The sequence below is a fragment of the Nostoc sp. PCC 9305 genome (genome assembly GCF_963920915.1).
GTDB lineage: Bacteria > Cyanobacteriota > Cyanobacteriia > Cyanobacteriales > Nostocaceae > Nostoc.
In genome coordinates this window covers 21,089-48,001 of record NZ_CAWUDN010000013.1, presented here as the reverse complement: position 1 = coordinate 48,001, position 26,913 = coordinate 21,089, and the positions used below count along the sequence as shown (strand labels likewise).

Genomic DNA, 26,913 nt, shown 5'->3' with positions numbered 1-26,913 from the left:
AATGAGGTCAAATATATGGTTACAACACAAGTTAGTTCCTTCTACCTAACAGACGAAGAAAAGACTTTTTTCAATGAAAACGGCTATGTCGGCCCTTTCAAGGTCTACGAACCTGAGGAGATGAAAGAAATCTGGAAGAGAGCAAGAGTGGATCTTCTGGATACCAGCCGTGCGCCATTCCCAAACAGTAAACTTAATTATGACAGGCACTTAGATGTCTCAGATTTGAGTAAGTTGATTATCCGACCAGAAATTGTCCATCGACTCCAAAGCATTCTCGGGCCAAATGTCCTGTGCTGGCGATCGGAATTTTTTCAAAAGAATAGCGGCGACGGAGGAACTGGTTGGCATCAAGTTGAACTTTATGGTGTTGGTGAGAAAAATCAACCTGAGTTAATGCCGGTCGAGAGATATGAAAATAGACCTATTGAACTGGCAGCGTGGGTTGCAATGACTGATGTCCCAAGGGAAATGGGTCCTCTGAAATTCATCCCAGGTTCACACAAAAAGTGGTATTTCGATGAACTAGGCGATATAACCCATCATCCTGAAAACATTAACAAGGATGGATGGTTTTATGGATACAATTACAACGAATTGAGACTTGACCCCAACTGGGAACCAGACAAGTCAGAAACTGCTGTAGTCGAGATGAAAGCAGGAGAAGTTGTCTTATTTACATCCAAATGCGTGCATGGCTCGTTGCCAAATCAGGCAAGGAAGAGTCGAGTCGGCTATGCCATTCGATATGTTCCTACAAGTGTGATAGTTTACCCAGATGTCACCACGTTTACTGAATTTGGTGAAACTTTAACAACTGAGAAAACAGGTTGTGTTTTGGTTGGAGGAGAAGATAAGTACAAACACAACAATACCAAAACAGAAAATGCTCTTGGTGAGTCATTCGTTCCTCTACTGTAATGGCAAGATGAAGCTGTCCCTCTTCAATGTGAAGAGAGAGAAACTTGAACTTGAGTCAAAGACCGGGAAAGGTTTGTTGAACTCAGGTTAAATTAATACTTAGAATTCCATGTTAGTAAGCTTATAATTTTGGCTCTTCATTACTTCTTATGCTAAATACGTCTGTAAATAAGCTTAAAACCCTTACGGAACAATAATAACAGCCGTTAATCTTAGCGTTTTAGGCTTGATTCGGGAATTGAAGCTATAACTCCTTGTAAGGTTTAATTTTCAAGGCAGGTGACAGACTTTAATTAAAAGTCCAGCATAAGACGTACTGAAGAACCATAATTTTAAAACTATCAAAGTTTCTGAACCTATAAATTCTACAACAAACCTTGTTTTTTCAACTTAGCTAGTGCATCTTCAGCAGCAGCTTTTTCTGCATCTTTTTTATTGCGTCCCTTACCTTCTCCGTAAATTTTTTCATCTACCAATACTTTTGCGATGAATTCTGGCGCATGAGAAGGGCCTCCTATTTGTTCTGTAAAATATTTGGGTGGATTTGGAGTAACGTTGCGTTGTACCCATTCTTGAAAGCGATTTTTTGAGTCTACATTAGAACGAGATACAATTATATGCTTAGGATCTACAGAATCAAATAGTGGTTCTATAATTGCACGAACTGTTTCAATATTGGACTCATTATCTAAATAGTAAGCACCAAGAACTGCTTCAAAAGTACTACTGAGCAAATTAGGATTTTGGTAGCCTCCATCTCGAATAGCGCCTTTTCCTAACCGCATTCTAAAGTCTAAACCTACCTCCTCAGCGAACTTTGCTAATTGCTTTTCATCTACCAGCGCCGAACGCCGCCGGGTTAATTCATCTTCTCCCATTTCTGCATGACGACCATAGAGATATTCGCCACTTAAGAAATTCAGCAAAGCATCACCGAGAAATTCTAGGCGTTCATTGTGTTCGCCTTCTCCGGGGTTTTCATGGACGTAAGAACGGTGGGTAAGCGCACGGCGTAGGAGCTTTTCATTATGGAATATTAGAAGTTTGTGCATTTTATCTTATATTTTGTTGCAGAAATTCACTGTTGGGAGAGTTTACAAGTGTTGTTTTGTTCAGACATGAAAAAACCGCAAATCGCGGTGCTTGGGAAAACCCAGTTTTTTATTCAACTGGGTTTTTCAAAGCTATTTTAGGCAGCCAGTATATCTAACTCAGTTAAAAATAACTGCTGATTTTGCTTTTTGACTTTGCCATCTTTTACAGCAACATCAATAAACTGGCTAAAACTCTTAAATTTCTTGCCATCATCTGTAGAAATAGATAAGTATCCTTGATAGTTAGCACAACGTTGACGCATCAATTTATCAATGTGACCAAATACTGTAGGCTTACCTTGGCTTAAGGCAGTTTTGATAGCTTCAATTAAATACTCTATAGCCTCTTTGTAATTAATCTGAGACAAAATATCTGTGTTTTGAGGTTGATTCTTATTGCTATTGGCAACTAGCTGAGGTAATTCATCTACAAAGTGGAAGTTATCATTACCAACCAGTTTAATCAACTTTGGACTCTCACTACCTCGTTGAGCAAAGACAATGACTTTTTTACCCATAGCTTTGAGAATAGAAATTAATACAGCAAAATCCTTGTCTCCTGAGAATAGGATAATATTCTTTAGATAAGAATTAAAAGCAACTGCCTCATAACAGTCATCTTTAAGTCTTTTGTCTGCACTATTTTTTGAGGTGTCAGGAACATTAACACATCTAAAACCAAGCTCTTTTAGTTTATTTGAGGAAGCAACTTGGTCTTGACGCTGTGAATTGTAATAAATATTTTTGCAAGATACAGTCCCGTTATATTCTGCAAATTGCAGCACTAAACTAGCGAATTTTATGATTGAGGGAACGTTTTGAATATCACAAAAAATGCCAGTATAATCTTTTTTATGGCTTACTTGTTCTTTGGAGGGTAGATGATAGCTTGTCATTTGAGTATGTCCAGAGTTGGTTTAAAGAAACCGGACAGCTTCAAGAAATTACACATCTAGTATCAGCCTAGCTTTATGAAAGAGATTTATACTAAAAAAGTATTTCCCTTTTCATTACTAGGCTCTCTATTTACAAATTTAATTGATTTCTAGTCTAAGAAGGTAAAATCCCTGGCTTACTGCTAAGTATCGGGTTATTCATTCCGCCGAACATTCACGCAAACATATTGTTTTCCTTGCTGATAGTCTAATCAATCAATTGACTTGACATCAGGCTGAATGTTCAGCTGAAGGAATAACGCGATACTTAGCGGTAAGCTAGGGATTCTACGTTCTTAGACAACAATCAATAATTTGCACTTGTCGAATTTTGTTTTAGAGTGCATTTGTTTTGCTGCCGTTGTTATATATCTAACATGAGCTTAATCTGTGTGTCAAGAAGTTTAAAATCACTATAAGCCATAAAACTTACTCCTTAGCCTTATGACTGAATCATATAACAAAGATTAAAAATTCAGCTTTGGCGGAAACACTCTACTCAAATCGAGAAATAAATCAGGAAAACAAGGAAAAGTTATTACCTGAGTGGACAGGAAAATTCGCTTGTTTAAATAACCATATTTACCTTGATTATCCTGATATATTTCACTGTAACATTCCAAATAATTATCGAATAAATTGAATATCCAATAATCAGTAATATAGGACTTACGCAAGAGCTTTCTGAAACTCTTATTTCTCCGTGTCCTCTGCGCCCTCTGTGGTTCGTTTTTTCATGATTTTGCGTAAGTCCTGTAATATAGGAATCATATTTGATTTCTGAAAAAACTAAGAGATAATACTGAGGTGTGTATCTGTCTAAGAACGAACAATGATAAACCAGGATCTACAAGCCGCGATACCTTCGGTAAGCTTCGCTAACGCAGAACTACAAGAATTTATAGATGATCGCCCAGATGCGCGTCAGGCAAGGAAAGCTTTGGCAGTTAAACTGGTTTATCAAGGTTACAAGTATGAAGAAATTCAAACAATTTTAGATGTGTCACTTGGTTCGATAACAAGCTGGAAACAAGCTTACGAAGAATATGGAATTTCGGGGCTGCACCTGAACCACAAGGGAAGAAAAGGCTACTTAACTGCTCAACAATGAGAAGAAATCTTAAGTTGGTTGCAAACTCTCGTAGTGTTGGAGACTTGGCGAACTCGAATATAAATTGGCTTTTGAATACGATCTAACTTATGAATCAAAACGGAGCTATTACGATTTATTTGATGCGGCAGGAATTAGTTGGAAGAAAACTACGAGGATGCTGTTACTGCAAAAAAAAAGAGATTGAAACATTGTTGGCAAGGCATCGAGAGGAAATCGAAACAGGAAAGTTAAAAGTATTACTGCTTGATGAATGTCATTTAATGTGGTCATCTTCATGGAAAAAGCCCAATTCTCCAAGTCTGTGGTATTCATCCAGTGTGAAGCGTTTAGCCTGAGCAATATTCATAACCTTACCTTTCTATCATTGCCATAATACTTATTCTAAATGTGTCAGAAATTGGTATGCTAAAGGCCAAGACTCGCTATGAAAGCAAACAATGCCTGCGCCTACTATCAACCCCACGATCACTGCCTTTCCCTTGACAGCCGTAGTCGGTCAAGAAGCAATTAAATTAGCCTTGCTGTTAGCCGCAGTTGATCCTGGTTTGGGAGGAGTGGCGATCGCAGGTCGTCGCGGTACGGCAAAATCTGTAATGGCTCGTGCTATCCACGCTCTACTACCGCCGATTGAAGTTGTCAAAGGTTCAATCAGTAATTGTGACCCAAACCACCCAGAAGAATGGGACGATCAACTTTTGGCGGAGTACGCAGATAAAGATATTCAAGATGTTCCCGTCGAAATCATCCCAGCGCCTTTTTTGCAAATTCCTCTAGGTATCACTGAAGACAGACTCCTTGGCTCAGTGGATGTGGAAAAGTCGGTAAAGCAAGGTGATACTATTTTTCAGCCTGGATTACTTGCTACAGCAAACCGGGGTGTACTGTACGTAGATGAAATTAATTTATTAGATGACCAAATATCAAATCAGCTTTTAACAGTATTATCTGACGGACGTAACCAGATTGAACGGGAAGGGATTAGTTTTCAACATCCGTGTAAATCCCTGTTTCTTGCCACCTACAATCCAGAAGAAGGCGGATTACGCGAACATTTGCTAGATAGAATTGCGATCGCACTCTCTGCTGATGGTGTACTCGGCTTAGATCAAAGAGTAGAAGCAGTTGAACAAGCGATCGCTTATTCTAAATCTCCCCAAGACTTCCTCAAACAGTACAACGAAGATTTAGACTCACTCAAAACCCAAATCATCTTAGCGCGGGAATGGTTAAAAGAAGTAATCATCACCCACGAACAAATTGCTTACTTAGTAGATGAGTCCATTCGCGGAGGAGTTCAGGGACATCGCGCCGAGTTATTCGCCACGCGGGTTGCTAAAGCAGCGGCGGCTTTAGAGGGACGGACAACAGTTAATGCCGAAGATTTGCGCCGTGCAGTGGAACTGGTGATTGTACCACGCGCCACAGTTGTGCAGACACCACCACCAGATCAAGCACCACCACCGCCTCCACCGCCACCGCAACAGAATCAAGAAGAACCGCAGGACGAATCCGAAGAGGAAGAAGAGGAACAAGAAGAACAGGAAGAAAATCAAGAGCAAGAACCCCCCAGCATCCCAGAAGAATTTATCTTTGATCCAGAAGGGGTAATTCTTGATGACAACGTGTTGTATTTTACTCAAATGGCGAAGCGGCAAGGTAAATCTGGTAGTCGCAGTGTCATCTTTTCCGATGACAGGGGACGCTACATTAAACCAATGTTGCCCAAAGGAAAAGCGCGACGCATTGCAGTAGATGCCACCTTGAGAGCTGCGGCTCCTTATCAAAAAGCACGAAGAGAAAGACAACCAGATAGAAAAGTTATTGTCGAACAGCCTGATATTCGCTCGAAACGCCTGGTACGCAAAGCCGGGGCGTTAGTAGTATTTGTGGTAGATGCTTCTGGCTCAATGGCCTTGAATCGAATGCAATCAGCTAAAGGTGCGGTGATGCAACTGTTGACAGAAGCTTATCAAAACCGTGACCAAATAGCATTAATTCCCTTCCGAGGAGAACAAGCAGAGGTATTATTACCTCCAACACGTTCTATTGCTTTGGCGCGTAACCGTTTGGAAAGGTTGCCCTGTGGTGGGGGTTCGCCTTTAGCGCATGGTTTAACCCAAGCTGTGCGCGTCGGCTTAAATGCTCAGATGAGTGGAGATATTGGGCAAGTTGTCCTTGTAGCAATCACCGATGGACGGGGGAATATTCCCTTAGCGCGTTCTTTGGGTGAACAGCTAGAACCAGGAGAAAAGCCAGATATCAAAGGAGAATTATTAGAAATTGCTGCGAGAATTCGTGCTTTGGGGATGCAACTATTAGTAATTGATACAGAAAGTAAATTTGTGTCTACGGGTTTTGCTAAGGAATTATCGCAAACAGCAGGCGGTAAATACTATCATTTGCCGAAAGCGACAGACCAAGCTATTGCTGCTATGACCAAAGGTGCGATCGCTGATTTAAAATCTAGATAATTAGTTATTACTTATTTGTCATTTATTTGTCAGTTGCTTTTCTACTAACCACTGACCATTGACTAATGACATCAAGATCCAGTGGGCATTACTTGTGGTTGTAAATAGCAAATCAAATCTTGAATTCCCTTTTGCAGATAGCGCGTTACTGTCATTGGACTAGTACCAATGTTCTTAGCTGCATCCTTGCGAGAAAGCTCTTTCAAAAATACCATTTCAACTGCCATGCGGGGCTTTTCTTCCAACATATTGATTGCGCCTTGGAGTTGTTGGCGTTCTTCTTCTTGTTGCAGAAGCACATGAGAACGAGGACAAGGAAGTGCCTCACCTAAGGTTATTTGGCAATCAACATAGTTAACTGCGGTTGCATCTAAACTCAAGGGCATCCGGTTTTGAGCAGCTAACTTGGTTTCCTGCCACTCTTGTACAGATACCCGAAGTTGGCTGGCAATTTCAGCATCCTTGGGCGGGCGACCTAAAGAGATTGACAAGTCCTTGCGAATCTTTTGTCCTTCATTATATAATTCTTGCCAACGACGGGGAATTTTTAATAGAGTACTGCGATCGCGCAAAAAGTGCAGCATTTCACCGCGAATATATGGCACTGCAAAGGAACTAAAAGCATATCCTTGGCTAGGGTCGAAACGCTCAATAGCCCTAATCAAACCAAAATACCCAATTTGTTCTAAATCTTCATAAGGTTCATTACATTGATGGCTGAATTTATGAGCCATCTTCCGCACTAAGCCAGTATGTAACTGTACAAGTTTATTACGAAGTTTAATAGAAGGATTCTGGTGGTACAAGTGCAATAATTCTATACCATCAGTTCGTAAAGAGGACTCACTTGTTGCCATATACATTCCCTTGTTGTAACTCCTATTCCTGAGAAAATGGAGTTGCGTATATTTTCTTCTAAGCTGTTATTATTTTGCTGAGTCAGGGAAGAATAAGCCATCGTCGTTTCACTGAACTTGTTATGGGTCTAACTCCACAATTCAGTATTTGTACGCATGATTTTGCGAACCCCTCTGTTACAGGTGATTTTTGCTTTTTATATAACTCTTGAATGGTAAATAATCTTTAGCTTTTGCAACAAAAACTAGCTATTTATGCTTAAAAATGCATGACTGACCTAATAGTCATCTGTCATACTGAGCGCAAGTGGATCGGTAATGAATTAATCGCAAAATAGGTTGCAATCAAGGGTAAAGAGTATGCTATCAGTACTAAAGAGGCTGTGAAATCCTCAAAAACTGACGACTTTAATTTTCAACAACACAGCCGCCCTTCAGATTTGGCAACGACATTAAATCCTTGTCCGTGAACCGCAAAGATTGGTAAGAATAGGAATAAGCAGAACGTTTTCCTAAAAAACAGTTTTTCAATATGAGCAATACCAGTAATTTTCGTGAAGCTATACGTGAGGCTAAATCTCACGCCCTCGTTGGCCCAAACGTGATTGCCAACGCCCTCCCCTACGTCGGTGGTGGATTGGTGCTAACGGCATTAGGAACCTACGGGGGTTTAGGAGTTATCCGTACTAACCCCGAAATATTCTTTCCCACCTTCATTGGTGCGGTGATTTTGGAGTTAATTTTGTTCTTTGTTGCCCAAAATGTTGCCCAAAAAGGTAACAAGGGTCTTGCACTACCCCTGTTGGCAACCTACAGCCTGTTGTCTGGATATACTCTCAGTGGTTTGATATTTGTCGCTTTGAGATCCCAAGGTGTTGGCATTCAAGGCATTGGGTTGGCTGCCCTTGGTTGTGGTGTCACCTTTATTGCTGCCCGTCAAATTGGTTCAAATCTTTCTGAACAAGATGGCATGGCTTTGACGAAAACCATTAATCTTGGTGTCATTGCCTTGCTAGTTGTGTGCCTTGCCCAATTCGGGTTTGCCATGTTTGGTGTTTACACGCCAAATTGGTTAGAAATTGCCATCTCCGGTTTAGGAGTATTCCTGTTTGTTGGGGTTTCTGTTGTCGATTTCTACATCTTGCCCCGCACTTACAGCGATGATCAATATCTGCCTGCTGCTTTGTCGATGTACTTAACTTACATCAACTTGTTCGTCTTTATCTTGCGGTTGCTAATTGCCATCAATGGCCGTGATTAATTGTCTGTAGGCGCTAACAAAAGATAAAGTTTTATAAAGTAAAAACCGTGGTTAACTTTTTTGAGCAATCACGGTTTTTTCATCGTTTTAATAGTACAATATGTAGCAATAAAGTTCAGAATGAGCAACAAAACACTTGTAGAGACGGCGATTTATCGCGTCTTGAAAACCCAATATGGTTGCCAGTAGCCCTTAACTGAACCGTATTAGAATATGTAGATAAGTTCAGCCTCAAGTGAGTAAAACCATGCTAGAACTCTTAAAGATGAAACGCGAAGTAGAAAGGTTGTCTAATATCTTGACCAAGGCTGAAGGCTGTCTTTGACCTGTCAGAACTGAGTGCAAGAATTGAAGACTTAAATCAATTAATTTCTCAACCTACTTTCTGGCATAATTCTGTCACTTACTATCAGAAACTTCAAGAAATTGAATTTCTCAACGCTAAGAAGAAACAATATCAGCGATCGCACTTCATTCTAGAAGATATCAAGGCTGCACTAGAATTACTAGAATTATCTGCTGATGAGGAATTGCTGCAAGAGGCACAAACCAACCTTACCCAACTCCAGCAAGAACTTGAAATAGTAGAAATAGAACAATTCTTGTCCGATCCCTGCGACAAAAAGGGGGCATTCTTAGCAATTACGGCTGAGGTCGGAGGTATCGATGCCCAAGACTGGGCAGCTATGTTATTAGAGCTATACCATCGTTGGGCAGGAAATCATAATCATAAAGTATATCTAGTGCAAGAGTCAGCAGGTGATTTAGGAGGGGTTAAACATGCCATCCTAGAAATTACAGGGCGTTATGCTTATGGCTGACTAAAATCGGAACCAGGAACTCATGCAAACATAAAGCGAATTTCTTCTGTTCATGGCAATGGCAAACGGCATACTTGCCTAACCAGCGTAGAAGTCAGCCCGATTTTAGATGAGTCTATTGATTTTGAGATTCCAGAGAAGGATTTGGAAATTACTTTTTATCGCCATCGGGGGAATGTTAACCGAACAGAAACATGGGTAAAGATGGTTCACATTCCTACTGGGATTAGTGTATCTTGTAACCAAGAGCGTAGCCAGCTGCAAAACAAAGAGAAAGCCTTAGCTATTCTCAAGAGTAAACTGTTTGCGATGCCTACGACTGGCTACGCCTACGCACTAGCCCAAAATGTCCAGCTTGATGAAATTCAACCCCGACAGATAAAATCTTTATCCAGCAAGCTTATCCGAGAATATATCTTGCATCCTTACACCAAGGTGAAAGATTTACGTACCAATGTCGAAACATCTGCTGCGACAGAGGTATTAGACGGTAAGATTGATTTGTTTATCAAAGCCTATCTGCAACAATTAAATCACACTACTTCAGTGGGTAAAGAAGCACTTGATAATTTCAAGTAACTTTTGTAACTAGTGCAGAAAAAATTTGCCCAATTACAGCTAAAATCAAGAAACATCAGTAGAATAAAGAGCAATTTTTTAATCCAAAGCGCTCTATCTCTCATTAAACAAGCATTATGGATGTCCTAGAACTCAAACGCGAAATCGAAACGTTGTCTGGCCGCCTGGGTAAAACCCAGGACTATCTTTGACGTACCTGCACTGACAGCCAAAATTCAAGACCTCGAAAAAATATCATCACAGCCAGAGTTTTGGAATGAGCAAACCCAGGCACAACAAACGCTGCAAGAACTCAACGACCTGAAAGCGCACCTCCAGCAATACGATCGCTGGCACGCCAATTTAGAAGATACTAGGGCAGTTGTTGAGTTATTGGAGTTAGAAACCGATGAGGCACTACTTCAAGAAGCAGAATCTACCATCACCAAGCTGAATCGTGACCTAGATCAGTGGGAGTTACAACAGTTACTTTCTGGCCCCTATGATGCGGAAGGTGCTGTACTGACGATTAGTGCTGGTGCTGGTGGCACAGATGCTCAAGACTGGGCATTTATGCTGATGCGGATGTATACCCGTTGGGGCGAAGCTCACGGCTATAAGGTAACTTTAGCTGAAGAGTCGGAGGGTGATGAAGCCGGAATTAAATCGGCAACCCTAGAAATTACTGGTCGCTATGCTTATGGTTACTTGCGATCGGAAATGGGTACACATCGCTTAGTGCGGATTTCACCTTTTAATGCCAACGGTAAGCGACAAACCAGTTTTGCAGGGGTGGAAGTAATGCCACAAATTGATAACTCTGTGCAATTGGATATTCCAGACAAGGATTTGGAAATCACCACAACTCGCTCTGGTGGTAAAGGTGGGCAGAATGTCAACAAAGTAGAAACAGCGGTGCGGATTGTTCACCTTCCCACGGGTCTTGCCGTGCGCTGTACAGAAGAGCGATCGCAGCTGCAAAATAAAGAAAAAGCTCTAAATCGCCTCAAAGCAAAACTGTTGGTCATAGCTAAAGAGCAACGTGCCCAAGAAATTGCCGAAATTCGTGGCGATATGGTGGAAGCCTCTTGGGGAAACCAAATCCGTAACTATGTGTTTCACCCTTATCAAATGGTGAAAGATTTACGTACAAACACGGAAACAACAGCGATTGGTGATGTGATGAATGGCGAACTTGATACATTCATCCAAGCTTATCTGCGCCAAGAAAATAAACTAGTAGAAAACACTCCGGCATAAAGGCACTCATTACATAACACCCCGATTACTAAGGCGTTTCACTGAGAAACGCCTTAGCAATCTATGGGCGATCGCAATTCTATCCCAGACCAACTGTTACAGTTATAAAAGAGTCTGTAGACAAATAACTATGAGCAACTCACCTTCAACAGAACCTCAACCTAGCTACGTCAAACTCGCCATGCGAAACATGGTGCGCAAGGGTGGAACTTCTCTAAAGCATTTTGGATTGACTGCTGTAGGGCTTTTAGCTCTGCTTGTTGGTCTTGCTTACCTTACTCATTAACGACAAATCGTAAACCTCAGACAAGGAGACTGTGTGCCCCTGAGAGTTGAACTATATGTGGAGGAGTATTTTTATGAGTTGTCCCCGACAACATCTGTAAAAATTGACGAGTCTGATCACCGAATTACCCCTGAAAGTTGGGAAAACTGGTTTAATCACTGGTTGGAAATACTTCAGCCTCAGATTCCACCAGCGCCAAGTTATGAAATCGGCCTGCGTTTGACAGATGACTTACAAATTCAAGAACTGAATGCTCAATATCGTCAGCAAAATAAGCCGACAGATGTTTTAGCCTTTGCTGCTTTGGAGGTGGATTTTCCTCAAAGCAAAGAAATGCTTGCCTCTGTCCCCTTATACTTAGGTGATATTATTGTGTCTGTAGATACAGCACAACGCCAAGCTCAACAACAGGAACATAACTTACAAACCGAGCTAGCCTGGTTAGCTGCTCACGGTTTATTGCACCTGTTAGGCTGGGATCATCCTGATGAAAAAAGTTTGGAGCGAATGTTAAAACAGCAAGTGGGATTGCTGAATGCAATAGGTATTGCTATTGACATGGAATAGCAGTAGTTGAAGTATCTCTTAATGTCAATTTTGGGTAATACTTTTATAATACTTCTGTGGAAAATTGCCTAAAGATTGCCTCAAAGTTAATTCTGCCATTAAGATCGGCGAATATTCCCACTGTAGCAACTCTATTCTTGTGTTTTTAAGTCTATGTCCCAAAAAATTTCTCCATCACCAACGCCTACCTCGTTACAAACACTGGTGTCTAACGAACGGGAATTCTCCTGGAAAGTAGCCTCTAACTTATTTGTTAGTTTTAAATATGCCTGGGCTGGAATCAGCTATAGTTTTCAAACTCAACGTAATTTTCGCATTCATGTAAGTGTTTGTGCTTTGGCTATTGCTTTAAGCGTTTTTTTGCATCTGCAAGCGGTAGAAATAGCGGTAATTGGTATAACTAGTGGTTTAGTTTTGGCATTAGAGTTACTAAATACAGCGATCGAGTCCGTTGTGGACTTAACCGTTAAGCAGACATACCATGAGTTGGCCAAAATTGCTAAAGATTGTGCGGCTGGTGCAGTCCTCGTCTCTGCTTTCGTAGCGATGCTAGTAGCAGGTACGCTATTGCTTCCTCCTCTAGTAACGTTAATTATATCGGCTTTGTAGAGGTGATTTGCGTCGGCGAACATTTACCGCAGGCATCCCCAAGTGACTCACTAAGAGAATCACACTCTGTCCGAATCCCCTTTGCAGAATATATTTAAAATTTAAGTCGTGCGATGTCTACGACGGGCTACACCAACGCGCCAAGCATCCTGGCTAAAGGATTACTTAGTAATCTTGAGAAAGTGGCCGCAGAGTAGCCGCTTCATACTTACACGTCTACGCCAGCATTATTTTTACATCTAACGAACAAATAGCATGAGATACTTATCTATGCTTTTTGCAACTGATAAGTGGTAAAAACCAGGAGTGATAAGCTTTGATTATAGTTATAGACAATTACGATAGTTTTACATATAATTTAGTGCAGTATCTGGGAGAATTGGCATCAAAGTTCCCAGTGGCAGATGATATTAAAGTTTTTCGTAACGACAAGATATCCATAGATGAAATTCGGGCATTAAAGCCGGAAGCTGTGGTTATTTCTCCTGGGCCTGGTCGCCCGGAAGATGCCGGCATTTCTTTAGAATTGATTGAACAGCTAGGACAAGAGTTACCAATTTTGGGTGTCTGTTTGGGACATCAAAGCATTGGTCAAGTGTTCGGTGGTAAAATAATTCCTGCTCCAGAGTTGATGCATGGCAAAACCTCTCAGGTGTCTCACACTGGAGTGGGGGTTTTCCGGGGATTAGAAAATCCTCTAACTGCCACCAGGTATCATAGTTTGGTAATCGAACGTGAGACTTGTCCAGATGTGTTAGAAATCACCGCTTGGGTCGAAGATAACACCATTATGGGAGTGCGACACCGGAACTATCCTCACATTCAGGGCGTCCAGTTTCACCCAGAGAGTGTCCTGACATCTTCAGGAAAACAGTTATTGCGAAATTTTCTCCAACAGTTACAGTCAAGAGCATAATTAATGAAACGACGACAGTTGATGGGCTATGCTGGGGCGGGGTTGGTAACAGCTTTAGTTACTACCTTGGGTTCTGAATCTCAAGCTGACGCACAATCTAGCGGTTTATCAGTTAAGTGGTTGGGTCATACTTGCTTTCTTTTTACTGGTGGTGGTGCGAAAGTTCTTGTCAATCCATTTCGGTCGGTCGGTTGTACAGCTGGGTATCGTCCCCCAAAAGTTGCAGCTGATTTGGTACTGATTAGCAGCCAACTGCTAGATGAAGGTGCTGTGGATGTACTACCGGGAAATGCAAAACTCATCTATGAACCAGGAGTTTATGAGTTTAAAGGTATTAAATTCCAAGGAGTTGCCATAGACCACGATCGCAAAGGTGGTAAGCAGTTTGGCTCAAATACCGCTTGGAGTTGGAAGCAAGGCGGAATCAATATCCTACACTTAGGTGGAGCCGCTGCACCCATTTCCATTGAGCAAAAAATCTTGATGGGGCGTCCCGATGTGGCATTTATTCCAGTGGGAGGCAGTGCAAAAGCCTACAATGCTGAGGAAGCAAAGCAGGCTCTTCAAGTATTAAATCCCAAGTTAGTGATTCCGACTCATTACCGTACACAAGCGGCTGATGCTGCTAAATGCGATCTTTCGCCATTGGATAATTTTCTGACCCTGATGCAAGGTATGAAAGTGCGACGTAGCAGTGCAGATAGTATTTCTATTAGCCCTAAAGATTTGCCGGAGAATGGGGAAATTCAGGTTTTGAGTTACAAATTTTGAATAAAGGGGACTGGGGATTGGCGACTAGGAAAGAAGCAGAGGAAAGAAGCAGAGGAAGCAGGGGGAAAATAATGACTCCTGCCTCCATCTCCTGAATTCAGGATTCTGAATTCTGAATTCTGATTTTAGAACGTATACCACTCTCCGGTCAGCTTATCTGCATCGCTGATGGGAGTCTCAACTGCTGTCGTTTCATTTATAGTCCAAATGTTGTCTGTACCTGCTGTCTGATCGCGCCAGTAGATATCAGTCTTGCCATCGCCGTTGAAATCGCCAAGAGATGGTGTCAAGGCCGCGTTATTAGCTGGTAAGAAAGCTTCAGTTGCAACTGTTGTGCCATCCATCAACCAAGCTGTGTTCGCACCTGTGGTTCCATTGTGCCAGAAGATATCGGTCTTGCCATCACCGTTGAAGTCGCCAATTTTGGAAGTCCAGGATGAGTCAAGTGTAGCCAAAGCACCTTCTGTGACTAAGATACCATTCATTGTCCAAACCTTGTTCTCACCTGTTTGGGCGTTTCTCCACAGAATGTCTGTCTTAAAGTCGCCGTTGAAATCACCAAGGCTAGAAGTCCAGGCGGCATCTTGTGATTGTAGAGCAAATTCAGTCTTTTGCGTACCATCCATAAACCAAGCGGTGTTATCGCCTGTTGTGGCATTGCGCCAGAAGATATCGCTCTTGCCATTGCCGTCGAAATCAACAATGGTAGGAGTTAGTGCTGTGTCTGTAGGGTCTAGAACAGTTGCATTCAGAACAGTGGTGCCATCCATTTCCCAAATAGCATTCTCGCCAGTTGTGGCATTATGCCAGAAGATATCGGTTTTGCGATCGCCATTGAAATCTCCAATCTGAGGACTCCAGGCTGGATCGACGCTACTTAGAGCAGCCGCACTACCAACTCTAGTGCCATCCATCAGAACAATGCTATTCTCACCGGTTGTTTTATTGCGTAATAAGAAGTCGGTTTTGCCATCAGCATTGAAGTCAGCAATTTTGTAATCATAGGCAGATAGGTCAAATTGACCCAAAGAACCCTGTTCGATAACTTTTGTGCCATCCATCAACCGAATGATAATCTCACCTGTTGAAGAATTGACCCAAACTTTGTCTGTTTTACCATCACCGTTAAAGTCAGGAGTAATCGCCGCACTAGTTAAGTAAGGATTAGGATTGGGATTTGCTGACGTTTTAACAGGCGCAGTCACCGGTTGACTTTCTAGTGCTAGTGAAGAACTCTTATTTCCAAACCCCAAATCATAATTTAAACTCTTAAGAGAAGTTGTCAAGATTTCTGATTTTGCAAAAGAATCTGATGCTAATCGAGATGTATTCAAAGCTAAGGGTGAAGAGTTTTGACTTTCAGGCATGGTGAATTTTTATTATTGGCTGCCATATTTTTTTAACTTTTTTTGGCAATCTCTTTCTGTAACGAAATAACATTTACCTGGGTTTCAACATTTCTTTATAACTATTTTTTATTTATTAATGTCACTCTTTGAAGATAATTATCTGTTTTTTTAAACTATAACTCGGAAATTTTCAAGTTCTAGATAAGCAATTGTAAAATATGTTTTGTAATTTATATATGATTATTTATAGATAAAAAAAAGATTATTTTATCTATTTTCTTTGACATTTAAATGTTGTATCAAAAATCTGCTTGTATATTTAAGAGACTATTTATAAAGTAAATATGTAAGGATTCAGGTCAGAGGGTATTGACACATCTTCTCTCTAATTTTCGCATCCTTAATCCTGACTCCAGCATTATTGACTTGAAGACTTATTATCGTAGGTTTCGATATTTCCATAAAGTATTAAAAATACTTCACGAATTTCCTGAGCCTATTTTATTAACCCAGATTCTTGCCCAGATTACTTCTTTAGGACGTATTCATACCGTTTCCACAGGTATTGAACCCTCGTAAATTGGCTAAGGTATTGTATAGAGAAAATGCATTCTCCACTGCAATCGCACCCAATCAAAAAACAAACCCCGTGCTACAAGACGTAATACGGGGTGTTATTTGAGGTTTATTGGGAATGGGTTGTTAATCGAGTTCTTCGTACATTCATCCCTCTTTTAACGTGTCTTGTAGCTTGTGGTAGGTGTCTAGGGATAGGTGTGATAGCAGATAGGTTTAGGGCGTTCTTTACCTTCCGCAGGATTATTAAAGCGTTTCTCAATACTTAGCATATATGCAATAATTTTAAATCTTTTTTGGAGAGATTTTTAACTTGGTTGAAAATTTAACACCAAACTGCAATCCTAGTTCTAGTTCAGCTTCCCAGTTTAAGTTGTGCTTTTCACAAGCTTCAGAAAATTTTTCATAAACTGTACCAACTAGTTCACTTATGCTTTCAATCGCTTCATCACGATCTAATAAAAATGATGCTATTATAATCTCTTCTTTTATTAAAGAACTAGATTCTGATTCTTTAATTTTATCAACTAAAACTATATTTGGCTCTAAAGAAATTAATTTTAGTTTTTTAGATTCACTCATTACTTTTCCTACAAACTAATAATTGTTAACTTTTAAATTACGCTTAACTCACATGGATCATCTATCTTTATTTCACAAAATTCTACGTATTTTTGAGGATAATTCACATTTAAATGAATATCTTGTATGGCACTTGCTCCTAACAAACCTACAATATTATATTTACCATACAAATCTCCCATATTAATAATTGCAACTTTACTAGGTCCTAAAGATAGACTATTATCACTACTTCCAATTATTATGTTATCAACTTCTCCTTGTCTAACATCAGAACTTCCATTTGCTCCATGACATTTTACATTTTTTAAATTATTTACACCTAATAATTTTGCAAAATTCTCATTTATTACAGTTATTTCAGCTGCTGTATCTATTAGTAAATCGACAATTTGTCTAGTTTGTTTTCCCTGTATTCTAACTGGAATTACACAGAGTTTTATTGCATTAAAAGTAGGATCAGTTGCTAGATCATATTTAACAGAGTTTAATTTAATAGTTTCAGCTAAAGGATGTGCTACTGTCTTTTGTTCTATTTCTATTTCCATGATTTTTGCTTTAATTATCAACAACTTAGTTTTTTAAACTTGCTTTAATTTTTCATTCTCTATTAACTCTAACACTCTGTCAAAATAACATAGTAATATTGTTAAATATACATTATCTTTGTCATCATTTTCAATGATAATCTTTTCAGATTCATTATTAATTACTCCTGTAAAAAAAGTGTATATATCTCCACTCAATTGACTGATATTAGCAATTAATTTATCCAAATCTTTATCATAAAATAATACTTGTCCTTTGGATGGAAAACTATTTAAAAATTGCGTAACTTTAATGGTTATCCATTGATTAGGATATTCTTTTTTTATTTCTGAAATTGTTAAGTATTTTGGAGGTTCTTGTATAGCAAGAGTTTTGACAATAGATTTTTTGATAGCAGTGAAAAATGATTTTACACTTTCAGTATTTATGGTTTTGTATTTTGATTTCAACTTGTCTACTTCATGTAACAACTCATAATTTTCAGTAACTATGGTAAGAGTAATTATTTCAAAAATCAACTTCATAGTCGGCTTAAACACACTTATTTCATCTTGTTTTTTAATTTCAAAAGATTGAATGGCATTTTCAATAATCTTATCTGAATTAGTTACTATTATCTCTACTATTTTTTTCTGATGTTTATCCTTCTTTGGATTTTTTAGGAACTTATTTAATTCAGTTTTACTTGTAATAATAGGATATTGTTTTGAGTTTATTTGATACTCATTATAACTTTTTTTCGTTTGTTCTTTACCTATTTCTGCTGAATCATGATTCATATTTTAGATATCCCTATCAAACTAATACTTAGCTTAAATGCTTACAGTTTAATATTGTTACTATAAGTTTTAAACAGTAAATATATTGTATGTTTAAATATAAAAGTATTGAAAAAACAATATTTATAATTAAATACTTATTTTTGCGCTTCTCACTTTATTTGACAATAGTCTATGTCTATAATATTGTCAACTGCAATTATCCTGTAATATACAAAAATTTTTAAAGCCATTTGGTTTTTATTTAGAGTACACGTAGTAATTCTCACACGAAAAAAGCTGTAAAACAATGATTTTTATCAGCTATAACTGTTATCAGTTTTACAAACTTAAATGCAGGACGAATTATAATATGGTCTTACTAGCCGACTTCCATAATTCCAATGGATTTATAGAAACCTGTCAAATAGTAGAAGAATCGAAAGATTATCTATATAACACTACACACCGTAAAAACCTTATTCCAGATAAACACTATTGAATTTTTAACAAAGTTTGGGCGTTTAAGTCCCCTGCTTCAATATTCATAGCGGGACTTAAAAATTTTTGAGGCAGAAATAAGCCTCAAGTCCATGCAGGGTAAGGAAAATACACCAAAGGTTCAAAAAGACTTGAAACCTAGATATATCAAGAAACTAGGCAAAACGATTATCATGATTTCACAAGTTTATTGGATGATATTCGTAGTCTTTACTGAGACGACGATAGCGACCTAACCATGCAAGTGTACGTTCCACAACCCAACGTCGAAGCAATACTTTAAAGCCTGAAGTGTCATCAGAGCGTTTAACAACCTCCATTGCACAGCCAATAAAATACCTGGCCCAATCAACTAGTTTTCCAGTATATCCGGCATCTGCCCCAATTCAATGCAGCGTCAAAGTCTCTCTGTATATACGTTTGATAGTTTTTTGTAGCTATTTTTTGTCTAAGAGGGTGTTTATAAAATAATTATTAAGCAGTTGAGCGACTCTGATTACGGGCTAATCGACGTAACACTTAGATACGTCATAGCGGCGTATTGGGGAATTGTTATCCAAAATATTTCAATTTTTCCTAGTTCCCACAACATCTCTTGCTGTTTTTTATAAGGCATGTGTGCATAATTGTTTACCCATCCTAAAAACGCCTGTAATCTAACTCCTAAATCTTGCCCTGGAAAGATATCTGGCGACCATGAGGCTGTTTGTACATTTCTACAACACTCACACACGCAGGTATGACGTTGATATTTGACTATTTCAATGGGACGTTCTACAAGAAAATCAGTATGTGTAAACACCATTAACTCATCTTTCTTGGTTACGTAAGCGATCGCTTTTTTTATCATGGGTTGAGTAGACATATTTTTTACTGTGTGTTGTTAAATTTATGAAATACCAAAATTTAGATAAAATAAACGTTTAAAAATTATTGAACTTTCTGAATATCCTAAATCATTCGATAACAACAAGATTTACAACTTGTTTAAAAACTAGGAAATATGAGTATTTCGAGATAATTGATTATTCTCCAATGATTTATCACTTAAGTAGAAACAAATATTGGTTAGAATAACTTAGATTAGCAACTATTCAGAGGCATAATCTGTGCATACTCTGGTTGTCAAAAGTGTAAAATAACACAATACTTTCATAAATACATCAACTATGCAAGCAGAATATCGGCAACGTCGCGAGCAGTTAATGGCAAAAATTGGTGATGGGACAGCCATTTTTCGCAGTGCGCCAATGGCAGTGATGCACAACGATGTCGAGTATGTTTATCGCCAAGAAAGTGATTTTTTTTACTTGACTGGTTTTAATGAGCCACAAGCAGTAGCAGTGTTAGCGCCGCATCATTCAGAACATCGGTTTGTGCTATTTGTCCAACCGAAGGATCGCGAAAAGGAAGTATGGACTGGTTATCTTTGTGGGGTAGATGCAGCCAAGGAAATTTATGGTGCTGATGAAGCTTACCCGATTAGCGAGTTAGATGAAAAGTTGCCGCAGTATTTAGAAAAAGCCAGCCGGATTTACTATCACTTAGGACGCGATCGCAATTTTAACGACCAAATCCTGAAACATTACCAAAGTTTACTGCGGACTTATCCAAAGCGCGGTACAGGGCCGATCGCTATTGAAGATACTGGCCCTGTCCTCAACAGCATGAGATTGATTAAAAGTGAAGCTGAGGTGGAATTGATGCGTCAAGCAGCTGCGATCGCAACTGTTGCACACAATTATGCCCAAGAAATCGCCGCACCGGGACGTTATGAGTACGAAATCCAGGCGGAGATGGAACGCATCTTTCGAGTCCGAGGCGGAATGGGGCCTGCTTATCCTTCCATTGTGGCTTCTGGTGTAAATGCTTGCGTACTCCACTACATTGAAAATAATCGTCAAATGCAGGATGGAGAATTACTGCTAATTGATGCTGGTTGTGCTTATGGTTATTACAACTCTGACATTACCCGGACATTTCCCGTAGGTGGTAAATTTACGCCAGAACAAAAGACGCTGTATGAGATTGTTTTGGAGGCGCAAAAACAAGCGATCGCTCAAGTCCAACCAGGTAATCCCTTCAAATTAGTTCATGATACAGCAGTGCGCGTTCTCACAGAAGGTTTAGTCGAACTTGGCATTCTCAAGGGTGAAATTGATAAGTTAATTGAAGAAGAGAAATACAAGCCATATTATATGCATCGCACCAGTCATTGGTTAGGTTTAGATGTCCATGATGTCGGTGTTTATCAGCATGGTGAAGACAAGCCACAGATTTTACAACCAGGTCAAATTTTGACAGTGGAACCGGGACTATATATTGTGCCAGATACTAAACTAGCAGAAGACCAGCCACAGACCGATCCTCGATGGGTTGGGATTGGCATTCGGATTGAGGATGATGTGTTAGTTACACCTGGGGGACATGAGGTGTTAACTGCGGGGGTTCCCAAAGCTGTAGATGAAATCGAAAGATAAAAAATCGGGATGGTAAACATCATCCCTAAGAAAAGCCCTGGCGATTGAAATCGCGCGCCAGTTGCTCATGGGGGAAACCCCCAAGACCTCACTGGCTTGGCTATACAGACAAAACCCACCTCCGTGGGTTTAAGATTTAAAACCCTTGATTTTGTATTAGTCCACGGAGGTGGACAATGCTACTGTAGCCGCGACTTCCAGTCGCCCAATACTTTTAGGACTTACGCTTTAAAACTCCACTTCTAAAGGAAAAATTGCGGTGAAAGTAGAACCAACGCCTACCTGTGAGGCAAGATTAATTTGGCCTTGCAATAGTTTTACTAAACGCGAGACGATCGCTAACCCCAATCCTGTACTATCAGGAAGATAAGGGCGATCGCTAGAACTCACGCGAAAGTAAGGTTCAAATATCTGGTCTTGGTTTTCGGGTGCAATGCCTACTCCAGTGTCAGAAACTGCGATCGCCCATCTCTGCTTCTCCAATACCTGACACATGATGATAATAGTCCCCGACTCTGTATAACGAATCGCATTACTAAGAAGATTTGTAACAATTTGTTGCAATTGAAAAGAATCTGTGATTAATTTTTCAGGGATGCGATCGCAATCGACTACGATTTGTAAATTTTTTCCCGCAGCTAAGGGTTCCAACATTTCACACACATTACCGATTAATTCACGCACATCGGTAGGTGCTAATTGAAGTTTAATCTGACCAGCGTCATAGCGCGAAAGTTCTAGTACATCATTAATTAGATGAAGTAACTGTCTACCATTGCGTAGTACGCGTTCAATATGTTCTAGATTGGTAAAGCTGTCTTTAATCTCAGTCTTTCGTCGTTGCTGGCGTAAAAATAGATCCGAATAACCAATAATGGAAGTTAGAGGATGTTTCAATTCGTGGGCTAGTTGGGAAAGATACTCTTGATTAGCGCTAATTAGCCGCGTGAGTTCTTCATTATGGAGCGTTAGTGATGCTTGCAACTTCTGTAATTCCCGCAAGCGTTCCTCAACATAACTCTTAAAACATCGAGCGATCGCTTCGTCTATAATAGCGTCAATCAAACGCATGGAACGAATTATCTCTGAGGGGATTCCCTTTAATAAATCTTCTTGTAGAGCATCAAATATTACTGTTCGCAGCAGATGATATTCTCTAGCAATTTCTGCTGGATCAAAACCTTGTTCGGCTCGAATCGCTCCATGCTGAAAACTGGCAGTAACCATTGATTGAATATCATTCTCTTGAGATTTTGAAAGCACTGTCACCATAGCTTTCAAAACATCAGGAATGTGATCCTTTACCGCTGTATAAGATAGGTCATCAGCACTTTCAATCCGTCTATCCTTGCGAACTGCTAAAATCCATTTATCAAGGATGGTGTCTGTTTTTTCAGCCAGGAGTTGACTAAAATCCATTATGTTAAATTCAGCTAGGAGATAGATGAGTAAACTTCCATATGCAAATAGTTTAGCGACTAGAGTCGTGTTTTACCAAAATTAGTAATATCTTTCACCTACCAAAAGAAATAGATTTTACAGATTATGTTATGGGTGAAACGAGTATCCGTACATAGAGCTTAAAAAGTATAATATATATCTTAACGTCATCAATCTAAATCTAGCAGTTAACAGCCTTGTGACTTGATTGACAAAATTATTTAACTTACTGTGCAAGGATTTGATTCACAAGATAACCAAAATTATCAATTTTCTGGATTAGCGAAAAGTTAGGATAGGTAGTTGATTTAAGTAACAAAATAAACAACAACTATCAGAAGACAGATACTTTTACTGAAGTATCTATGTTAGATTATATATATCAATGTTATAATGCACATAACTTAGTATTTACTTAGAGTAAGTCAGCCTAATCCAACAGATCATAGTGCGTGATGTTGGAGCGGAGGAACCAAATTGTGGGGCGTATCTCATAGAAAGTGAGGAGTTAGGAATTAAATAAAATTTAGTAACTCATAACTCATAACTTTCTTTAGAAGGGCATCTCTCAGCCCTAGCCCGTCAGCTAACTTCGTAGGCATTGGGAGGAGACTGAAGAGACGGGATTTTTATAATCTTCCGATCTCATTCAGTGTCCAAGGCTGGTACTGCTCAAATTTTTGTACCTGCACTTAAACCTGTTGAGGTCGTAAATGATATTTCAACTAAACTTAGCAGCGATCGCAGCGATCGCTGGACAAGCCGCTTGGAAAAAGACAAAACCTGTCATCTTTAGAGATGTCTTCATATTACCTCTATTAGGCTTCTTGGGAATAATAGTGTTGTGGTGGATTATTGCACTTGCCAATCATGAATTGATGCCCACCCCACCAGAAGCGCTAATCGCGAATCTAGACTATATCTTAAATCCCTTCTACCAGAGAGGCCCAGGCAATTTAGGAGTTGGTTGGTTATTGATAGCAAGTCTGCGTCGGGTATTACTGGGCTTTTTGTTAGGTGCGGTAGTAGCGATTCCTCTGGGGTTTCTAATTGGAATGTCCAGACCGGCAATGCTAGCGTTTAATCCGATCGTGCAAATTTTTAAACCTGTATCGCCCTTAGCTTGGCTGCCCATCGCCTTAGCAATTTTCAATTTGGCAGATCCTTCCGCCATTTTTGTCATATTCATAACTTCCCTATGGCCGACAATTATTAATACCGCTTTAGGAGTTTCTAGCGTTCCCCAAGATTATTTAGATGTGGCACGAGTTTTAGAAATGCCGCGTTGGCGAAGGATTACAAAAATAATTTTGCCTGCAAGTTTGCCGTATATTTTTACCGGCTTACGAATTAGTTTGGGAATAGCTTGGTTGGTCATCGTCGCCGTAGAAATGCTCACAGGCGGTGTTGGTATCGGCTTTTTTGTCTGGGATGAATGGAGTCGCTTAAATCTAAGTTCAGTATTTTTAGCCGTTTTCATCATTGGCTTAACTGGGTTAATTTTAGATTACGCTGTGGGTAAAATCCAAGAATTTGTCACCCATCGCCCTACAACTTCCAACTAACAAAATTTAGCTGCATTCAAAACAGCAAAATGTCACAATACTCTGCACCTGGAGCGTGAGTAATTAATCACCAATGGAGCTACAAGAATGGGTGATAGTAACTGGACTCGACGAGATATTATCAAGGGAATAGGAGCAACAACGGCGGGAATGGCACTGTCCTCCTGTGGCATTTCAGGAGATAGATCCGCCAAAGGATTGACCGAAGAAGCTTTAGCTGTGCAACCAGTAGTTAAAAGTGGCGACCTAGAAAAATCCGATCTGACAGTTGGTTACGTTCCCGTTAATGATTGTGCGCCATTTGCGATCGCCTGGAAAAAAGGCTTCTTCCGCAAATATGGTTTGAACGTCACACTCAATCGCGAAGCCAGTTGGGCAACTTCCCGCGACGGTTTAATATTTGGTCGTTTGGATGCCTCACCCGTAGTATCCGGTGCCGTCACCAACGCCAGAATTGGTGCCGAAGGCGCACGCCATGCCCCCTTGTGTGCAGCCATGACCATTCATCGCCACGGTAACGCCATGACGATGAACAAAGCCATGTGGGATTTTGGGCTGCGTCCGTGGTACGAGTATCAAGAACAATATGGTGATGGCGCGCTAGAAGCCTTTGGGCGCGATTTTCGAGGCTACTTTGACAAGCAGCCGCCAGAAAACAGAGTTTGGGCGGTTGTTTTAAGTTCCGCCATTTACGAATACTTTATCCGTTACTTATCCGCCGCCGCAGGTGTTGATCCGCTTAAAGAGTTTCGCGTCATCATCGTTCCGCCCCCCCAAATGGTAACAAACGTGCGGATTGGTGCCATGCAAGCTTATATGGTTGCAGAACCCTGGAATACACGAGCAATAACAGGTAACGAAAACATCGGCTTTACCTTCGCACAAGGTAAAGAAGTCTGGTTGGGACACCCAGATCGTTTATTGGGAGTAATGGAATCTTTTATTGATAAATATCCCAAAACCTATCGTTCCCTAGTCAAGGCGATGATTGAAGCTTGCCAATATTGCAGCAAAGCAGAAAACCGCCAAGAAGTAGCTGAACTGCTAACAGAACGTTCCTTTACAGGTGCTAGACCCAAAAAGAAAGATGCCCCAATCGCGAAATTTACCAGTCCCGGAATTCTCGGCAACTACAACTATGGCGGCTTTGATGGCAAAGACCGCACCATCAAAGCTGCTGACACCACGATTTTCTTCGATATTCCTGACAACCTTCCCAAACAGCCAGGAGAACACTCCACATTCTTATGGAGATCCAGAAGCATCTGGTTAATGACACAAGCAGCGCGGTGGGGACAAATTCATGAATTCCCTAAAAATGCCGAAAAACTTGCCGAACAAGGTTGGAGAACAGATTTATATCGGGAGATAGCATCAGAAATGGGCATCCAATGTCCCAAGGATGATTACAAGGTCGAACTACCAGAAGTATTTATAGATAAGAAAGGCTTCGACCCCAGCGATCCGGTGGGTTATCTGAATAGCTTTGCCATCAGGGCTAACGCTCCCACTCGTTTTTTCATGTCTTAAATCCCAAGTTTAAATATTGATTGACTAAATTATTTCCGGAGCCTTTGATGATGGAATATACCTCATTACCGATTAATACTCAGAACAAAGTTCTGCCCCGCCCTGGATTTTTAGAAATTGAAAATTTAATCAAGTCTTATCCGACACCAGATAAAGATAACTTTGTGGTTTTAGATGGGGTTAATCTAACGATTGGTGAAGATGAATATATTTCTGTAATCGGTCACTCAGGTTGTGGGAAATCAACTCTACTAAAGATAGTAGCTGGTTTAGAAAAAGCCACTTCCGGCTCAGTCAGGCTAGATGGGAAAGAAATTCGTCAGCCGGGAGCCGAAAGGATGATGGTATTTCAGAACTATTCACTGTTACCTTGGTTAACAGTGCGAGAAAATATCCGTTTAGCCGTAGATGAAGTGTTAAAAAATGCTAATCGCGCTGAAAAAATCAGCATTGTAAATCAACACTTGGCAATGGTAAACTTGACGGCGGCGGCTGACAAATATCCCGATGAAATTTCTGGAGGTATGAAACAAAGAGTAGGTATTGCCAGAGCCTTAGCAATTCGTCCCAAAATGTTGCTAATGGATGAACCTTTTGGGGCGCTAGATGCATTAACTCGTGGTAAATTGCAGCGGCAGGTATTGGATATTTGGGAAAATAATCGTCAAGCAGTGATGATGATTACCCACGATGTAGACGAAGCAATTTATATGTCCGATCGCATCGTTTTGATGACCAATGGCCCATCTGCTAGTATTGGGGAGATTTTAGAAGTTCCTTTTGAGCATCCACGCGATCGCGCCGCCATGCGAAACTCAAAAGAATATTTTGAACTCCGCAACCACGCCTTAAATTTCCTCGATCGATATTTTGCCCAAGACGAGTAAATTAGATTATCATTTTTTTAGTGGGTAGCCTAATTCAAATTCATGAAAGCTGGATTTGGAACGGAGGAACCAATGTTTGGGGCGTATCTCATAGAAAGTGAGGAGTTAAGAGTTAGGAATTATTAATATTAACTCAGCACTCAGCACTCAGTACTGCTAAGAGAGAGACACCTTCCAGTCTTAGCCCGTCAGCTAACTCCGTAGGCAATGGAAGGAACCCCCAAGACTTTGGCTGTAATACAGTTATTATTGGGG

The 26,913-nt window shown here is 40.1% G+C and carries 21 protein-coding genes, 6 pseudogenes and 2 riboswitches; of the genes and pseudogenes, 15 read left to right on the top strand and 12 right to left on the bottom strand.

Translation table 11 applies throughout. From position 1 onward, the window contains the following. Positions 1 to 15: 15 nt before the first annotated feature. A complete protein-coding gene (locus ACM0OX_RS07315) occupies positions 16 to 921 on the top strand; it encodes a chlorinating enzyme (RefSeq protein WP_414514276.1) in 906 nt (301 codons plus the stop codon). A gap of 365 nt (positions 922 to 1,286) precedes the next feature. Here the strand turns inward: ACM0OX_RS07315 and rnc are convergent, their stop codons facing one another. From rnc to ACM0OX_RS07300, 3 genes and pseudogenes are all read right to left on the bottom strand, one after another. Then, positions 1,287 to 1,973, bottom strand: coding sequence for a ribonuclease III (gene rnc / locus ACM0OX_RS07310; protein WP_414514274.1), 687 nt, complete (start codon positions 1,971 to 1,973; stop codon positions 1,287 to 1,289). Between the two features lie 137 nt (positions 1,974 to 2,110). After that, positions 2,111 to 2,911 (bottom strand): NYN domain-containing protein, encoded by an 801-nt coding sequence (locus ACM0OX_RS07305; RefSeq protein ID WP_414514272.1) that lies wholly within the window; start codon positions 2,909 to 2,911, stop codon positions 2,111 to 2,113. A gap of 506 nt (positions 2,912 to 3,417) precedes the next feature. Then, positions 3,418 to 3,612, bottom strand: a pseudogene (locus ACM0OX_RS07300) (Uma2 family endonuclease); the annotation flags it as partial. A gap of 215 nt (positions 3,613 to 3,827) precedes the next feature. On the opposite strand from ACM0OX_RS07300, the pseudogene ACM0OX_RS07295 reads away from it, so the two are divergent. Beyond that, positions 3,828 to 4,330: pseudogene (locus ACM0OX_RS07295) on the top strand (helix-turn-helix domain-containing protein); the annotation flags it as partial. Here ACM0OX_RS07295 and ACM0OX_RS07290 read toward each other — a convergent pair. After that, positions 4,321 to 4,410, bottom strand: a pseudogene (locus ACM0OX_RS07290) (Uma2 family endonuclease); the annotation flags it as partial. The pseudogenes ACM0OX_RS07295 and ACM0OX_RS07290 sit on opposite strands and share 10 nt — an antisense overlap. Before the next feature lie 91 nt (positions 4,411 to 4,501). Here ACM0OX_RS07290 and bchD point away from each other — a divergent pair. After that, positions 4,502 to 6,535 carry a magnesium chelatase ATPase subunit D gene (gene bchD / locus ACM0OX_RS07285; protein WP_414514270.1) on the top strand — a complete coding sequence of 678 codons (2,034 nt, stop codon included), beginning with the start codon at positions 4,502 to 4,504 and terminating at the stop codon, positions 6,533 to 6,535. A gap of 71 nt (positions 6,536 to 6,606) precedes the next feature. Here bchD and ACM0OX_RS07280 read toward each other — a convergent pair whose 3' ends face one another. Next, a complete protein-coding gene (locus ACM0OX_RS07280) occupies positions 6,607 to 7,392 on the bottom strand; it encodes an RNA polymerase sigma factor SigF (protein ID WP_229498888.1) in 786 nt (261 codons plus the stop codon). A gap of 532 nt (positions 7,393 to 7,924) precedes the next feature. Between ACM0OX_RS07280 and ACM0OX_RS07275 the strand changes: the two genes are divergently transcribed. The 8 genes and pseudogenes from ACM0OX_RS07275 to ACM0OX_RS07240 all read left to right on the top strand — a co-directional run bounded on the left by ACM0OX_RS07275 (position 7,925) and on the right by ACM0OX_RS07240 (position 14,441). Next, positions 7,925 to 8,653 carry a Bax inhibitor-1 family protein gene (locus ACM0OX_RS07275; protein WP_414514268.1) on the top strand — a complete coding sequence of 243 codons (729 nt, stop codon included), beginning with the start codon at positions 7,925 to 7,927 and terminating at the stop codon, positions 8,651 to 8,653. A gap of 247 nt (positions 8,654 to 8,900) precedes the next feature. Beyond that, positions 8,901 to 10,053, top strand: a pseudogene (locus ACM0OX_RS07270) (PCRF domain-containing protein). A gap of 116 nt (positions 10,054 to 10,169) precedes the next feature. Further along, positions 10,170 to 11,292, top strand: a protein-coding gene (prfB, locus tag ACM0OX_RS07265; RefSeq protein ID WP_414514266.1) for a peptide chain release factor 2 whose coding sequence is annotated in 2 segments (ribosomal slippage) — positions 10,170 to 10,241 and positions 10,243 to 11,292 — 1,122 coding nt in all. Because the reading frame shifts where the segments join, the coding sequence is not laid out codon by codon here. Positions 11,293 to 11,422: 130 nt separating this feature from the next. Continuing rightward, entirely contained in the window at positions 11,423 to 11,578 is a 156-nt protein-coding gene (locus ACM0OX_RS07260) for a DUF3285 domain-containing protein (protein WP_094350437.1), read from the top strand. 78 nt (positions 11,579 to 11,656) lie between these two features. Then, positions 11,657 to 12,145 (top strand): rRNA maturation RNase YbeY, encoded by a 489-nt coding sequence (ybeY, locus tag ACM0OX_RS07255; protein WP_414514339.1) that lies wholly within the window; start codon positions 11,657 to 11,659, stop codon positions 12,143 to 12,145. A 153-nt stretch (positions 12,146 to 12,298) separates the two neighbouring features. Next, complete coding sequence (locus tag ACM0OX_RS07250) at positions 12,299 to 12,754, top strand: diacylglycerol kinase family protein (protein WP_414514264.1); 456 nt, start codon at positions 12,299 to 12,301, stop codon at positions 12,752 to 12,754. Between the two features lie 316 nt (positions 12,755 to 13,070). Continuing rightward, the gene (locus ACM0OX_RS07245) at positions 13,071 to 13,670 is read left to right on the top strand and encodes an anthranilate synthase component II (protein WP_414514262.1); all 600 of its coding nucleotides are present in this window, start codon (positions 13,071 to 13,073) and stop codon (positions 13,668 to 13,670) included. A 3-nt stretch (positions 13,671 to 13,673) separates the two neighbouring features. Next, a complete protein-coding gene (locus tag ACM0OX_RS07240) occupies positions 13,674 to 14,441 on the top strand; it encodes an MBL fold metallo-hydrolase (RefSeq protein WP_414514260.1) in 768 nt (255 codons plus the stop codon). Positions 14,442 to 14,566: 125 nt separating this feature from the next. Here ACM0OX_RS07240 and ACM0OX_RS07235 read toward each other — a convergent pair whose 3' ends face one another. The 6 genes and pseudogenes from ACM0OX_RS07235 to ACM0OX_RS07210 form a co-directional block, all read right to left on the bottom strand. Next, the gene (locus ACM0OX_RS07235) at positions 14,567 to 15,808 is read right to left on the bottom strand and encodes an FG-GAP repeat domain-containing protein (protein WP_414514258.1); all 1,242 of its coding nucleotides are present in this window, start codon (positions 15,806 to 15,808) and stop codon (positions 14,567 to 14,569) included. A gap of 843 nt (positions 15,809 to 16,651) precedes the next feature. Beyond that, on the bottom strand, positions 16,652 to 16,948 hold the full coding sequence (locus ACM0OX_RS07230) for a hypothetical protein (RefSeq protein ID WP_414514256.1): 297 nt from the start codon (positions 16,946 to 16,948) through the stop codon (positions 16,652 to 16,654). Between the two features lie 32 nt (positions 16,949 to 16,980). Next, the gene (locus tag ACM0OX_RS07225) at positions 16,981 to 17,496 is read right to left on the bottom strand and encodes a retropepsin-like aspartic protease (RefSeq protein ID WP_414514254.1); all 516 of its coding nucleotides are present in this window, start codon (positions 17,494 to 17,496) and stop codon (positions 16,981 to 16,983) included. A 33-nt stretch (positions 17,497 to 17,529) separates the two neighbouring features. Continuing rightward, entirely contained in the window at positions 17,530 to 18,276 is a 747-nt protein-coding gene (locus tag ACM0OX_RS07220) for a hypothetical protein (RefSeq protein WP_414514252.1), read from the bottom strand. A gap of 659 nt (positions 18,277 to 18,935) precedes the next feature. Then, positions 18,936 to 19,136 (bottom strand): annotated as a pseudogene (locus tag ACM0OX_RS07215) (transposase); the annotation flags it as partial. 182 nt (positions 19,137 to 19,318) lie between these two features. After that, a pseudogene (locus ACM0OX_RS07210) lies at positions 19,319 to 19,537 on the bottom strand (IS66 family transposase); the annotation flags it as partial. A 388-nt stretch (positions 19,538 to 19,925) separates the two neighbouring features. Between ACM0OX_RS07210 and ACM0OX_RS07205 the strand changes: the two are divergent. Further along, positions 19,926 to 21,236: an aminopeptidase P N-terminal domain-containing protein gene (locus ACM0OX_RS07205; RefSeq protein ID WP_414514251.1), complete on the top strand. Its 1,311-nt coding sequence runs from the start codon at positions 19,926 to 19,928 to the stop codon at positions 21,234 to 21,236. A 228-nt stretch (positions 21,237 to 21,464) separates the two neighbouring features. Here the strand turns inward: ACM0OX_RS07205 and ACM0OX_RS07200 are convergent, their stop codons facing one another. Next, the gene (locus ACM0OX_RS07200; protein ID WP_414514249.1) at positions 21,465 to 22,655 is read right to left on the bottom strand and encodes a sensor histidine kinase; all 1,191 of its coding nucleotides are present in this window, start codon (positions 22,653 to 22,655) and stop codon (positions 21,465 to 21,467) included. A 438-nt stretch (positions 22,656 to 23,093) separates the two neighbouring features. Continuing rightward, positions 23,094 to 23,292, top strand: a riboswitch (cyclic di-AMP (ydaO/yuaA leader). Positions 23,293 to 23,389: 97 nt separating this feature from the next. On the opposite strand from ACM0OX_RS07200, the gene ntrB reads away from it, so the two are divergent. The 3 genes from ntrB (at position 23,390) to ACM0OX_RS07185 (ending at position 26,658) form a co-directional block, all read left to right on the top strand. After that, complete coding sequence (ntrB, locus tag ACM0OX_RS07195) at positions 23,390 to 24,241, top strand: nitrate ABC transporter permease (protein WP_414514248.1); 852 nt, start codon at positions 23,390 to 23,392, stop codon at positions 24,239 to 24,241. 87 nt (positions 24,242 to 24,328) lie between these two features. Beyond that, positions 24,329 to 25,771 carry an ABC transporter substrate-binding protein gene (locus ACM0OX_RS07190; RefSeq protein WP_414514246.1) on the top strand — a complete coding sequence of 481 codons (1,443 nt, stop codon included), beginning with the start codon at positions 24,329 to 24,331 and terminating at the stop codon, positions 25,769 to 25,771. Between the two features lie 50 nt (positions 25,772 to 25,821). Beyond that, positions 25,822 to 26,658, top strand: coding sequence for an ABC transporter ATP-binding protein (locus ACM0OX_RS07185; RefSeq protein WP_414514338.1), 837 nt, complete (start codon positions 25,822 to 25,824; stop codon positions 26,656 to 26,658). Between the two features lie 16 nt (positions 26,659 to 26,674). Beyond that, positions 26,675 to 26,877, top strand: a riboswitch (cyclic di-AMP (ydaO/yuaA leader). The last annotated feature ends 36 nt before the right edge of the window (positions 26,878 to 26,913 follow it).

Excerpts from the sequence above, each read along its gene's own strand:
- ACM0OX_RS07315 (WP_414514276.1), top strand. The coding sequence starts at position 16 with ATGGTTACAACACAAGTTAGTTCCTTCTACCTAACAGACGAAGAAAAG.
- rnc (WP_414514274.1), bottom strand. The coding sequence starts at position 1,973 with ATGCACAAACTTCTAATATTCCATAATGAAAAGCTCCTACGCCGTGCG.
- ACM0OX_RS07305 (WP_414514272.1), bottom strand. The coding sequence starts at position 2,911 with ATGACAAGCTATCATCTACCCTCCAAAGAACAAGTAAGCCATAAAAAA.
- bchD (WP_414514270.1), top strand. The coding sequence starts at position 4,502 with ATGCCTGCGCCTACTATCAACCCCACGATCACTGCCTTTCCCTTGACA.
- ACM0OX_RS07280 (WP_229498888.1), bottom strand. The coding sequence starts at position 7,392 with ATGGCAACAAGTGAGTCCTCTTTACGAACTGATGGTATAGAATTATTG.
- ACM0OX_RS07275 (WP_414514268.1), top strand. The coding sequence starts at position 7,925 with ATGAGCAATACCAGTAATTTTCGTGAAGCTATACGTGAGGCTAAATCT.
- ACM0OX_RS07260 (WP_094350437.1), top strand. The coding sequence starts at position 11,423 with ATGAGCAACTCACCTTCAACAGAACCTCAACCTAGCTACGTCAAACTC.
- ACM0OX_RS07250 (WP_414514264.1), top strand. The coding sequence starts at position 12,299 with ATGTCCCAAAAAATTTCTCCATCACCAACGCCTACCTCGTTACAAACA.
- ACM0OX_RS07240 (WP_414514260.1), top strand. The coding sequence starts at position 13,674 with ATGAAACGACGACAGTTGATGGGCTATGCTGGGGCGGGGTTGGTAACA.
- ACM0OX_RS07235 (WP_414514258.1), bottom strand. The coding sequence starts at position 15,808 with ATGCCTGAAAGTCAAAACTCTTCACCCTTAGCTTTGAATACATCTCGA.
- ACM0OX_RS07230 (WP_414514256.1), bottom strand. The coding sequence starts at position 16,948 with ATGAGTGAATCTAAAAAACTAAAATTAATTTCTTTAGAGCCAAATATA.
- ACM0OX_RS07225 (WP_414514254.1), bottom strand. The coding sequence starts at position 17,496 with ATGGAAATAGAAATAGAACAAAAGACAGTAGCACATCCTTTAGCTGAA.
- ACM0OX_RS07220 (WP_414514252.1), bottom strand. The coding sequence starts at position 18,276 with ATGAATCATGATTCAGCAGAAATAGGTAAAGAACAAACGAAAAAAAGT.
- ACM0OX_RS07205 (WP_414514251.1), top strand. The coding sequence starts at position 19,926 with ATGCAAGCAGAATATCGGCAACGTCGCGAGCAGTTAATGGCAAAAATT.
- ACM0OX_RS07200 (WP_414514249.1), bottom strand. The coding sequence starts at position 22,655 with ATGGATTTTAGTCAACTCCTGGCTGAAAAAACAGACACCATCCTTGAT.
- ntrB (WP_414514248.1), top strand. The coding sequence starts at position 23,390 with ATGATATTTCAACTAAACTTAGCAGCGATCGCAGCGATCGCTGGACAA.
- ACM0OX_RS07190 (WP_414514246.1), top strand. The coding sequence starts at position 24,329 with ATGGGTGATAGTAACTGGACTCGACGAGATATTATCAAGGGAATAGGA.
- ACM0OX_RS07185 (WP_414514338.1), top strand. The coding sequence starts at position 25,822 with ATGGAATATACCTCATTACCGATTAATACTCAGAACAAAGTTCTGCCC.